We start from the raw sequence: 11,035 nt of genomic DNA, 5'->3' as shown, positions 1-11,035 counted from the left end.
GTGGTTTCTGCTCGTCGGAACGCCGTCAACCGCTTGCCTGCCGCGGTGGCAGGAATGTCGAGATCGTTGATTTCCTGCCACCGGGCAGGCACGCTGTCGGGATGAGGAAGGTCGCAGCAGTGGTGCAGGACGGCGCCGAGCCGTTCGGGCTCGGGTCGATGTGCGAGGTGTGGGGCGAGCCCTACCACCCCCAGGACGACAACCCCGTCTTCGACTTCGTGGTCACCACGCCGCGGCCCGGGCGGGTGCGCGGCGCGACGGGCTACGACCTCCACGTCGAGCACTCCCTCGACGACGCCGCCGACGCCGACCTGGTGTGCCTGATCCCGAAGCGCGGCTACCTCGAGCCGTCGCCGGAGGTCGTCGAGCTGGTGCGCGGCGCGTACGACCGGGGCGCGCAGGTGTTCGCCCACTGCACCGCCGCATTCATCCTCGGTGAGGCCGGACTGCTCGACGGGAGGCGGGCCACCACGCACTGGCGCCACGTCGACGAGCTCGCGGCCCGCTACCCAGAGGCGAGCATCGACGGCAACGTCCTCTACGTGCAGGACGGCTCGATCGTGACCGGCGCCGGCTCGGCCGCCGGCCTCGACGCCGCGCTCCACGTCATGCGCCAGCACTTCGGCGCCCGGGTCGCGGCCACCACCGCCCGGCGCATGGTCGTGCCCCCGCACCGCGACGGCGGGCAGGCACAGTTCATCGCCCGGCCGGTGCCGGTCTGCGAGTCGGAGGCGCTGGCGCCCCTGCTGGCGTGGATCAGCGCCCACCTCGCCGACGACCTGGACGTCGAGACGCTGGCCCGGCAGATGCACATGTCGGGGCGCACCTTCGCCCGGCGCTTCAAGGAGGAGACCGGCACGACGCCCTACAGCTGGATCCTCGGCGAGCGGGTGCGGGCCGCCCAGGAGCTGCTCGAGCTGACCGACCACTCCATCGACTGGGTGGCCGCCGAGGTGGGCTTCGGCAACGCCGCCACCCTGCGCCACCACTTCGGCCGGGCGCGCGGCGTCAGCCCCCAGGAGTACCGGCGCACGTTCCGGATGACCGCCTGAGCGGCGCGCCGGCCGAGGGATGCCGCCGTCCGTCCCGCTCCGTGGGTACGACCGGCCGGGCGCGGGCCGTGTCTCGGTAGCCTTGGGGGGTGAACGCGACTGCGCTGGCCGACCTGTCCGCCGACGACCTCGCCGCCCTGCTCGAGGAGCAGCGGGCGGCCTACGAGGACCTCAAGCGGCGCGGGCTCAAGCTGGACCTGACGCGCGGCAAGCCGTCGGCCGAGCAGCTCGACCTCGCCGACGACCTGCTGCGGCTCCCGAGCTCGACCCGCGACGCCAAGGGGGTCGACGTGCGCAACTACGGCGGCCTCGAGGGCCTGCGCGAGCTGCGCGAGATGTTCGCCGACCTGCTCGGGGTCGAGCCCGACCAGGTCGTCGCCGGGGGCAACTCCAGCCTGTCGATGATGCGCGACTGCCTGGTCTGGATGATGCTCTTCGGCGCCGTCGACTCCAAGCGGCCGTGGAGCAAGGAGGACCAGGTCAGGTTCGTGTGCCCGGTGCCGGGCTACGACCGCCACTTCACCCTGCTGGAGAGCCTCGGCATCGAGATGCTCACGGTGCCGATGAACGACGACGGCCCCGACGTCGACGCCGTCGCGGCGCTGGTCGCCGACGACCCGAGCGTCAAGGGCATGTGGGTCGTGCCGACGTACGCCAACCCGACGGGCGCCGTGTGCAGCGTCGAGGTCGCCGAGCGGCTGGCGGCCATGCCGACCGCTGCCCCCGACTTCAAGATCTTCTGGGACAACGCCTACGCGCTGCACCACCTCGGCGACGACGAGACCGAGAGCGCCGACATCCTGAGCCTCGCCGCCGCCGCGGACCACCTCGACCGGCCGGTCATGTTCGCCTCCACGTCCAAGATCACCTTCGCGGGCGCGGGGGTGGCGTTCCTCGCCGCCTCGACCGACAACGTCCGCTGGTACCTGGAGCACCTCGGCACCGGGTCGATCGGCCCCGACAAGGTCAACCAGCTGCGCCACGCTGAGTTCTTCGGCTCGCCGCAGGGCGTGCGCGAGCACATGGCCAGGCACCGCGAGATCATCGCGCCCAAGTTCGCCGAGGTCGACCGGGTGCTGTCCGAGCGGCTGGGCGGGCGTGGCGTGGCGACCTGGAACGCTCCCGCCGGCGGCTACTTCGTCAACCTCGACGTGGTGCCGGGCACTGCGAGCCGGGTGGTGGCGCTCGCCAAGGACGCCGGCATCGCCCTGACCCCAGCCGGGTCGTCGTTCCCCTACAAGCAGGACCCGGACGACACCAACATCCGGCTGGCGCCCACGATGCCGCCGCTCGAGGAGGTCACCGCCGCCATGGAGGCGGTGGCGACGTGCGTGCTGCTCGCCGCGGCCGAGCAGGCCGTCGACCGCGCCACCGCATCCTGACCGCCATCCTGGATCTCGTCGTGGGGGAGGACCTGTGAGCGTGCGTGTCGGGCTGACCGGAGGCGTCGCCTCGGGCAAGAGCACCGTGTCGACGATCCTCGCCGAGCTGGGAGCGGTCGTCATCGACGCCGACCTGATCGCCCGCGAGGTCGTGGCGCGGGGCACGCCCGGGCTGCAGGCGGTGGTCGAGGAGTTCGGGCCGGAGCTGCTCACCGCGGACGGCGACCTCGACCGGCCCGCGATGGGCGCCCTCGTCTTCGCCGACCCCGACGCGCGTCGGCGGCTCGAGGCGATCATCCACCCGCTGGTGCACCGGCGCAGCGCGGAGCTCGAGGCGGCTGCGCCCGCCGACGCGGTCGTCGTCCACGACATCCCCCTGCTCGCCGAGGTGGGGCGGGCCGACTCGTTCGACGCGGTCGTGGTCGTCGATGCCCCCGCCGAGCTGCAGGTCGAGCGGATGGTGCGCGACCGTGGCTGGACGAAGGAGGACGCGGAGGCGCGCATCGCCGCGCAGGCGACACGGGAGCAGCGGCTCGCCATCGCCACCCACGTGGTCGACAACACCGGCTCGCTGGCCGACCTGCGCCGGCAGGTCGAGGCGGTCCACGCCGAGCTGGTGGAGCGCGCCCGCGTTTCCGGCTGACGGGGGTCCGGCCGGTAATCTCCGCGGGGTGTCCCCGCTCCGACCCCGCCTGGCCGTGATCGCGACGGGCGTCCTGCTCCTGGGCGGCTGCGCCGGTCTCACCTCGACGTCCGACGACGCCGATCCGGCCTCGTCGCCGCCCTCGTCGTCGGCCTCCACGACCGGCGACGCCGAGCAGGCCGCGCCCGAGGCGGAGGAGACCGACGACCCCGACGCACCGACGGGCTGGGGTCCCACGACGGGTGAGCTCGAGGAGGCCCGCGAGCTGGTCGGGTCGTGGAGCTCCGCGCAGCTCGCCGGCGGGGTGATCGTGGGCCGCTTCCACGGCACCGACCCGCAGGAGCCGGCCCGGATGGTGCGCGACCTGCACCTCGCGGGTGTCTCGGTGACCGGCGCCAACGTGACCGACCGCGAGCAGGTGCTCGCGATGACGTCGGCGATCGCCGACGCCGCCGCGGCTGACGGCCGCGACCACCCGCCCGTCATCGGCGTCGACCAGGAGGGCGGCTACGTGTCGCACCTGCGCGGCATCGCCACCGACTTCCCGCACTTCCAGACGGCCGGCCTGGCCATCGGCGCCGACGCGCGCCTCGGGCGCCGGGTGACCCGGGACGCGGCCCTCGCCACCGGCCTCGAGCTGCGCGACCTCGGCTTCACCTGGGTCTTCGCCCCCGTCGCCGACGTCACGATCGGAGCCGCCGACCCCACCATCGGCGCCCGGTCGCCCTCGACCGACCCCCGGGTGGCGTCCCAGGCGGTGGGCGCGGCGATCAAGGGCTTCGACGAGGCGGGCGTCGTGTCGACCGTCAAGCACTTCCCTGGCCACGGCGGAGCGACGAGCGACAGCCACGACACGCTCCCCGTGCTCGACTCGACGCGCGCCGAGCTCGCGGCCCACGACCTGCCGCCGTTCGAGTCGGCGTTCCGCCAGCACGCGCCCGCGGTCATGCTCAGCCACCTCGACCTGACCGACATCGCCCCCGGCGTGCCGGCCAGCATGGCGCCGGAGGTCTACGACCTGCTGCGCGAGGACCTCGGCTTCGAGGGCGTCGCCATCACCGACTCGCTCGGGATGGGCGCCGTCGGCGGCCGCCCGACCCCCGCCCTGCAAGCACTCCAGGCGGGAGCCGACCTGCTGCTGATGCCGGTCGACACCGCCACGACGCACGGCATCGTCACCGACGCCATCGACTCCGGCCTGGTCTCGCGCAGCCGCGTGGAGGAGGCCGCCGCCCGGGTCGTGGCGGTGCAGCTGTGGCAGGCGCGGGTGGCAGCACGACGGCCCGTGCCCGCCGACGTGGTCGAGCGGGCACGGGCCGCGAGCGCGGACCTGGAGTCCGCGGCGTACTGAGGCTGCCGGTCCGGGTCAGGCAGCGAGGTCCGGGTCGCCGGCGCGGCGCAGCTTCTGCAGCGCCTCCCGCTCGAGCTGGCGGACCCGCTCGGCGGAGATGCCGTGGCGGGCACCGATGTCGGCCAGCTTGTGCTGGCGACCGTCGGCCAGCCCGTAGCGCGCCCGGACGATGTCGGCCGAGCGCTCGTCGAGGATCCCGACGAGGTCGTCGAGCCGCTGGCGGGCCTCCGCGTCGAGGACGTTGAGGTCGGGGCCGGGGGCGGTCTCCTGCGCCATCAGGTCGCCCAGCGACGTGTCGCCGTCCTCGTCGACCGGCGTGTCGAGCGACACGTGGTCGCGACCCCAGCTCATCAGGTCGAGGACCCGGTCGAGGTCCATGCCGAGCTCGGTGGCGATCTCGTGCGGCTCCGGGTCGCGGCCCAGCTGGCGCTCGAGGGTGCGGCGGGCGCTGCCGACCTGGTTGAGCTCCTCGACGACGTGGACCGGCAGGCGTACGACGCGGGCCTGCTGGGCGATGCCGCGGGTGATCGCCTGGCGCACCCACCACGTGGCGTAGGTCGAGAACTTGTAGCCCTTGGTGTAGTCGAACTTCTCGACCGCGCGGATCAGGCCGGTGTTGCCCTCCTGGATCAGGTCGAGCATCGGCATCTGCGAGCGGCCGTACTTGCGCGCGATGGACACCACCAGACGCAGGTTGGCCTCGATGAACCGGTCGACCGCGAGCCGGCCCTGCTCGGCGAGCCACTCGAGCTCGGCCTCGTTGGCGCTCATCGGGGCGCCGCCCTTGCGACGTCCCACGCGGCCAATGTCGAGGAGGTGCTGGGCCAGCAGGCCCGCCTCGATGGTCTTGGACAGCTCGACCTCGGTCTCGGCGTCGAGGAGCGGGGTGCGAGCGATCTCGTCGAGGTAGAGGCCCACGCTGTCGCGGCCCTCGATCTCACGAGTGGTGCTGGTGCGCTTGGCCTGTGCGGTGCTCATCTCGTCCTCCTGCTCTCGTGCGCGACCACCCCGTGTCGCACATCTGATCCAACGCCTGTGTCCGTCGCGGGATTCCCCACCGGATGTGGTGCCTTCACCTGCCTTGACGAGTCAGTACCCACTCGAGTTGCACGATCCACCAACTCTCAGGGACTTCTCAGGGGCCTCCCGGGGACACTGGGGCCATGCCGACCCCCGAAGACCCCCATCCGGAGGACCCTCGCGCGGTCGACCCCCTCGCGGTCGACCCCCTCGCGGTGGACCTCAACGCCGACCTCGGCGAGGAGGTCACCGACGACGAGGAGCTGCTCGCCCTGGTCACCAGCGCCAACGTCGCCTGCGGCTTCCACGCCGGCACCCGCGCCACGATGCGGGCGGTGTGCGCGGGCGCGGTGCGGCGGGGGGTGGCGATCGGGGCCCAGGTGTCGTACGCCGACCGCGCCGGCTTCGGCCGGGTCGAGCTCGACGTGGCCGGCCACGTGCTGCGCGAGCAGGTGGCCGAGCAGGTCGGTGTCCTCACCGAGCTGGCCGCGGCCGAGGGGGCGGCTGTGACCTACCTCAAGCCGCACGGCGCGCTCTACCACCGGGTCGCCCGCGACGAGGAGCAGGCGGCCGCCGTGCTGGACGGGTCGGGCGGGCTGCCGGTGCTCGGGATGCCCGGCTCACTGCTGCTGGCGATGGCGCAGGGACGCGGACGCGGGGTGCGGCACGAGGGCTTCCCCGACCGCGGCTACGACGACGACGGCGGGCTGCTGGCCCGGGACCGGCCCGGGGCCCTGGTGACCGACCCCGACCAGGTGGCGGCGCGCGCCCTCGAGCTCGCCGCGACGGTGCACTCGGTCTGCGTGCACGGCGACTCCCCGGGAGCGGTGCGGACCGCGGCGGCGGTGCGGCGTTCGCTCGAGCTGGCGGGACTGTCGGTCGCCACCTGCTGGCCGTCCACAGGCTGAGTCCCTCCCTGTGGAGGGGATGGGCTGCGATGTGGATCACGGCGCGACTTCTGTGGGCAACCCTGTGGGACCGCGGGTTTGTCGCCCGGAAGCCTTGCGGGACGCCGTCCGCACCGCGTAGAACTCTGGCTACCGGCACCGCTTCGGCGGGGTCGGGGATCGGATCGGACGAACAGCTCCAGACGGCGACTTGTTCGCCGCGCAGGCCCGGTGGCGGGGTCTGTGGGGGCCGGGAGGCCGGTCCGGTGGATCGGACGTCACCACCCCGATCACATCGAGGGGCTCCTGGTGCTCATACCACCGGGAGCCCCTCACCTGTGTGCGCCCACGGCGCCGAGATCCGCCTCCATGATGCCCCCGCGATCCAGCCCCGCGATCCAGCCAGCGTTCACCTGCGACGACGGCGGCCCGCGGGTGACGCGCCCGGTGGACAATGGCCGCCGTGAGGGTCATCGACGTCGGCACGCGCGCCTGCCTGGTCGAGGTGGAGGACGCCGTCGCCGCCGCCTCGCTCGCCACCTGGGTGCGGCGCGCCGGCCTGCAGGCCGACGAGGTCGTCCCGGCCGCCGCCACCGTCCTGCTCGACGGCGTCGACCCGGAGGCCGTGCGCGCGGTGCTGCCGCAGTGGGCGAGCGACGGGACCGTCGACCGAGGCCCGCTCGTGCGGGTGCCGGTGCGCTACGACGGTCCCGACCTCGACCTCGTGGCGGAGCACTGGGGATGCACGAGCGCCGAGGTGGTCGACCTCCACACCTCGCTCGAGCTGACGGCGGCCTTCTGCGGGTTCGCGCCGGGCTTCGCCTACCTCGCCGGGCTGCCCGCCGCGCGCGCCGTGCCGCGGCTGGAGTCGCCGCGGGCCCGGGTGCCCGCCGGCGCGGTCGGCCTCGCCGACGCCTGGTGCGGGGTCTACCCCGCGGCGTCGCCCGGCGGCTGGCTGCTGATCGGCACCACCGACGCCGACCTGTGGGACGTGAGGCGCGAGCCGCCCGCGCTGCTGGCCCCGGGCACCCGCGTGCGGTTCGAGGCCGTCGGGTGAGCGGCGTCGAGGTCGTCGACCCCGGACCGCTGTCCACGCTCCAGGACCGGGGGAGGCGGGGATGGGCCCACCTCGGCGTCCCCCGCGCGGGCGCCCTCGACCGCGGCGCGGCGGCGCTGGCCCGGCGCCTCGTCGGCGGTCAACCCGACGACGCGGTCGTCGAGACGACGGTGGGCGGGGTGACGCTGCGCCCGCAGCGCGCGGTGACCATGGCGGTCACCGGCGCGGCGTGCACCGTGCGGGTCGGGCGCAGGGCGGTGGAGCACGGCGCCGCTGTCACGGTGCCGGCGGGTGCGCTGGTCACCGTGGGACCGGCCACGACCGGCGTCCGGTCCTACGTCGCGTTCGCCGGCGGCCTCGCGGTCGACCCGGTGCTCGGGTCGCGCTCCACCGACACCCTCGCCTGGATCGGGCCGCCGCGCCTGGCCGCCGGCGACGTGCTCGCGCTCGGGACGCCCGGGCTGCTGCCGGAGCCGCCGCCCGCGGTCGTCGTACGTCCCCACGAGCCGGTGCTGCGACTGCGGCGCGGGCCGCGGGCCGACTGGCTCGACGCGCGCGGGTGGGCACGCCTCGACGGCGCGACGTACGCGGTCGACGCCGACAGCGACCGCATCGGCCTGCGGCTCGCGGGGCCGCGGCTCGACCGGCGGGCCGGTGAGGTGGCGAGCGAGGGCATCGTGCTCGGGTCGGTGCAGCTGCCGCCGTCGGGCCAGCCCGTCGTGTTCCTGGCCGACCACCCGACGACGGGTGGCTACCCGGTCGTCGCGACGGTCGAGGACGACGACCTCGACGGGTGCGCCCAGCTGCGCCCCGGCGACGAGGTGCTGGTCCGGGTGGTGTGAGGGTGCGTGCGGGGCTCATGGGTCCGCGGCACCACCTGGCCGTGCCAAGGCTAACGGGAGCCGAACAGGGTCGAGTGGGCGCGTCCTGACCGCCGAACAGGGTCGAGTCGGCGCGTCCTGACGCCCGTAGAGGGTCGAGTCGGCGCGTCCTGACGCCCGTAGAGGGTCGAGTCGGCGCGTCCTGACCTCGACTCGAGGGGCTGGGCGTGTGAAGACGCGCCGACTCGAGGGGCTGGGCGTGTCAGGACGGGCCGACTCGACGGGCTGGGCGTGCCAGGACGCGCCGACTCGACGGGCTGGCTCAGTCCTCGGAGGGCGGCTCGAGGCGGTGCAGCGCCGGGTCGTCGACCCGGAAGCTGCGCACCGGACCCGGCGGGGTGTCGGCGGTCTCGAAGCGGACCGTCACCACCCCGGCCCCGGAGCCCCAGACCCACCCGGGGCCCATCTCGTCGTGCACGACGTCCGCACCGGGTGGCCACGTGCGCCGCGGCGGCTCGGGCAGCACGACCTCCACCTCGTCCTCCTCCTCGGCCTCGCCGAAGAGGTCCTCCTGCACCCAGTCGGCGAGACCGGACACTCCGACGCCGAGCAGGCGCACGCCGCCGGTCGTGTCGAGGTCGGCCAGCAGCGAGCGCGCCACCCGGGCGATGGTGCCGGCGTCGTCGGTCGGGCTGGCGAGGGTGCTCGACCGGTTGAGCGTGGTGAAGTCGTGCAGGCGCACCTTGATCGTCACGGTGCGCCCGGAGGAGCCGTTCTTGCGCATCCGCGCGCCCACCTCGCGGGCCTGCCGGGTGAGCAGGCCCTGCATCAGCCGGCGGTCGGTCAGGTCGGAGTCGTAGGTGCCCTCCACGCTGATCGACTTGGCCTCGCGCTCGGCGACCACCGGGCGCGAGTCCTGGGCCCGGGCCAGCTGCCACAGGCCGTGGCCCTGCGCCTGCCCGAGCAGCCGGACGAGCTCGTCCTCGGTCACCGCCTCGAGCTCGGCGACGGTGTGGATGCCCGCTCGGCGGAGCCGCTCGGCCGTGGCCGGCCCGACGCCCGGGATGACCTTGACCCGCATCGGTCGGAGCAGGTCGAGCTCGGTGCCGGGCGGCACCACGGTCATCCCGTCGGGCTTGTCGAGCTCGCTGGCCACCTTGGCGAGGAACTTCGACGAGGCGATCCCCACCGTGGCCGTCAGCCCGCCCGTCACCTCCTGCACACGCGCGCGCAGCGCGGCGCCGGCCTCGGTGACGGTCCCGACCTCCAGGTCGGGAAGGTCGGCCGCCGCCAGGTCGACGAAGGCCTCGTCCAGCGACAGCGGCTCGACCAGCGGGGACAGCTCGCGCAGCACCTGCATCACCCGCCGGCTCGTGTCGCGGTAGGCGTGGAAGCGTCCGCTGAGGAACGCGGCGTGGGGGCACCGGGCCCGGGCCTCCCGCGTCGACATCGCCGACCCCACGCCGTACCTGCGGGCCTCGTAGGACGCGGTCGACACCACGCCCCGGCCGCCGGTGCCGCCGACGACGACCGGCTTGCCGCGCAGCGAGGGCTTGTCGCGCTGCTCGACCGCGGCGAAGAACGCGTCCAGGTCGAGGTGCAGGATCGACGCGGTGCTGCGCATCAGCCGGTGCGGCCCGAGGCGGGGGACTGCGTCACGCTGCCATCCTCCCGCATCCCGGTCGCCGCACCCGCCACCGCCGTCGCCCTGCTCCCGAACGGCGCGCCTTCGGGCCGCCAGTCGTCCACAGACCCGCCGGATCCGCCGTCGTCCACAGGCCCGCGCGCCGGAGGGCGTGCACGGTCGGTGCCGGCGGGAAGCGTCCCCGCCATGGAACCCCTCGACCCGTCCCCTCCGTCAGCCCTCGCCCCGGGTGCCACGCCGATGCAGGCACGCACCCCCGAGGACATCGCCGCCTTCGTGCCCCTCGCGCTGGGCTTCGTGCCCCAGCACTCGGCGGTCGTGGTGAGCGTCGGCCGCCAGGGCGGCATGCACGCCCGCGTCGACCTGCCCCACGACCCCGACGACGTCGACGACGTCGTGGAGGCGCTGCTCCGCGCCGCCCGGCTCAACGACGTCCGCGAGGTCGTCGCCGTGGTCTACGACGACGACACGACCGTCGCCGACGTGACCGCGTGGTCGCTCCACGACGAGCTCACCGCCGCCGGCATCGCCGTGCACGAGGTGCTGCGCGTCCACGACGACCACTGGTACGCCGTGCTGCCGGGGGCGCCGCTCGCCGCCTACCGGGGCGTGCCGTTCGCCCGCTCCGAGCACCCCTTCACGGCGCGGTCGGTCTTCGAGGGCCGGGTCACCCATGCCAGCCGCGACGCCCTCCGGGCCACGATCGCCCCCGACCACGCGGCCGCCCGCCGCACCGGCGCCCACCTGCGAGGCGCGGTGCCGTTGCCCGAAGGGGCGCTCGGCGCGCTGGTGCGTCGCCACGTCCGGGCCGGCACCACGCTGTCGGTCGCCGAGCTCGCCTCGGTCGCCGCGAGCGTCCGCGTGGGCGCACGCCGCGACGAGGCGTGGGTCTGGCTCGACCGGTCGACGGCCCGCCCGGCGGTGGAGCTGTGGTCCGACGCGGTGCGGCGGCTGCCGGCCTCCCACGTAGCGGGTCCTGCAGCGGTGCTGGCGTTCGCCGCGTGGCTCTCCGGTGACGGCGCCCTTGCGTGGTGCGCGGTCGACCGGTGCCGCGAGGCCGAGGAGGCACACTCCCTCGCCGGGCTGGTGGCCCAGCTCCTCGAGTCGGCCACGTCGCCCGACGCCTGGGCGAGCCTCCGGCCGTCGCTCGGCGCGAGCGGGGATCCCGCCGCGTGAG

Annotated in this window: 10 protein-coding genes; 8 read left to right on the top strand and 2 right to left on the bottom strand. The window is 74.7% G+C overall.

Going from position 1 to position 11,035, the window contains the following annotated elements:
• The first annotated feature begins 101 nt into the window (after positions 1-101).
• The 4 genes from AC4H2S_RS11015 (at position 102) to AC4H2S_RS11000 (ending at position 4,428) form a co-directional block, all read left to right on the top strand.
• Complete coding sequence (locus AC4H2S_RS11015; RefSeq protein WP_491497018.1) at positions 102-1,052, top strand: GlxA family transcriptional regulator; 951 nt, start codon at positions 102-104, stop codon at positions 1,050-1,052.
• A gap of 89 nt (positions 1,053-1,141) precedes the next feature.
• Positions 1,142-2,434, top strand: coding sequence for an aspartate aminotransferase type Ic (locus AC4H2S_RS11010; RefSeq protein WP_491497017.1), 1,293 nt, complete (start codon positions 1,142-1,144; stop codon positions 2,432-2,434).
• Positions 2,435-2,474: 40 nt separating this feature from the next.
• A complete protein-coding gene (gene coaE / locus AC4H2S_RS11005) occupies positions 2,475-3,077 on the top strand; it encodes a dephospho-CoA kinase (RefSeq protein ID WP_491497080.1) in 603 nt (200 codons plus the stop codon).
• Between the two features lie 28 nt (positions 3,078-3,105).
• On the top strand, positions 3,106-4,428 hold the full coding sequence (locus tag AC4H2S_RS11000) for a glycoside hydrolase family 3 N-terminal domain-containing protein (protein WP_491497016.1): 1,323 nt from the start codon (positions 3,106-3,108) through the stop codon (positions 4,426-4,428).
• A 15-nt stretch (positions 4,429-4,443) separates the two neighbouring features.
• Here the strand turns inward: AC4H2S_RS11000 and AC4H2S_RS10995 are convergent, their stop codons facing one another.
• A complete protein-coding gene (locus AC4H2S_RS10995) occupies positions 4,444-5,406 on the bottom strand; it encodes a sigma-70 family RNA polymerase sigma factor (protein WP_491497015.1) in 963 nt (320 codons plus the stop codon).
• A gap of 185 nt (positions 5,407-5,591) precedes the next feature.
• Between AC4H2S_RS10995 and AC4H2S_RS10990 the strand changes: the two genes are divergently transcribed.
• The 3 genes from AC4H2S_RS10990 to AC4H2S_RS10980 all read left to right on the top strand — a co-directional run bounded on the left by AC4H2S_RS10990 (position 5,592) and on the right by AC4H2S_RS10980 (position 8,234).
• Positions 5,592-6,356, top strand: a complete 765-nt coding sequence (locus AC4H2S_RS10990; RefSeq protein ID WP_491497014.1) for a 5-oxoprolinase subunit PxpA — start codon at positions 5,592-5,594, stop codon at positions 6,354-6,356.
• Between the two features lie 442 nt (positions 6,357-6,798).
• The gene (locus AC4H2S_RS10985) at positions 6,799-7,392 is read left to right on the top strand and encodes a 5-oxoprolinase subunit B family protein (protein WP_491497013.1); all 594 of its coding nucleotides are present in this window, start codon (positions 6,799-6,801) and stop codon (positions 7,390-7,392) included.
• Positions 7,389-8,234 carry a 5-oxoprolinase subunit C family protein gene (locus AC4H2S_RS10980; protein WP_491497012.1) on the top strand — a complete coding sequence of 282 codons (846 nt, stop codon included), beginning with the start codon at positions 7,389-7,391 and terminating at the stop codon, positions 8,232-8,234. Before AC4H2S_RS10985 ends, AC4H2S_RS10980 begins: the two co-directional genes overlap by 4 nt.
• Positions 8,235-8,535: 301 nt before the next feature.
• On the opposite strand, the gene AC4H2S_RS10975 is transcribed toward AC4H2S_RS10980, so the two are convergent.
• The gene (locus AC4H2S_RS10975) at positions 8,536-9,837 is read right to left on the bottom strand and encodes a DNA polymerase IV (protein ID WP_491497011.1); all 1,302 of its coding nucleotides are present in this window, start codon (positions 9,835-9,837) and stop codon (positions 8,536-8,538) included.
• Between the two features lie 207 nt (positions 9,838-10,044).
• Here AC4H2S_RS10975 and AC4H2S_RS10970 point away from each other — a divergent pair, with 207 nt between their 5' ends.
• Positions 10,045-11,034, top strand: coding sequence for a DUF4192 domain-containing protein (locus tag AC4H2S_RS10970; protein ID WP_491497010.1), 990 nt, complete (start codon positions 10,045-10,047; stop codon positions 11,032-11,034).
• Position 11,035 lies beyond the last annotated feature (1 nt).

The organism is Nocardioides sp. Z13_37, assembly GCF_058355585.1.
The sequence above is the reverse complement of the archived record's forward strand: the minus strand, read 5'-3'. Positions and strand labels throughout refer to the sequence as shown.

Bases quoted from the DNA above. Each gene is read 5' to 3' on its own strand.
- AC4H2S_RS11015 (WP_491497018.1), top strand. From the start codon at position 102: ATGAGGAAGGTCGCAGCAGTGGTGCAGGACGGCGCCGAGCCGTTCGGG.
- AC4H2S_RS10995 (WP_491497015.1), bottom strand. From the start codon at position 5,406: ATGAGCACCGCACAGGCCAAGCGCACCAGCACCACTCGTGAGATCGAG.
- AC4H2S_RS10990 (WP_491497014.1), top strand. From the start codon at position 5,592: ATGCCGACCCCCGAAGACCCCCATCCGGAGGACCCTCGCGCGGTCGAC.
- AC4H2S_RS10975 (WP_491497011.1), bottom strand. From the start codon at position 9,837: ATGCGCAGCACCGCGTCGATCCTGCACCTCGACCTGGACGCGTTCTTC.
- AC4H2S_RS10970 (WP_491497010.1), top strand. From the start codon at position 10,045: ATGGAACCCCTCGACCCGTCCCCTCCGTCAGCCCTCGCCCCGGGTGCC.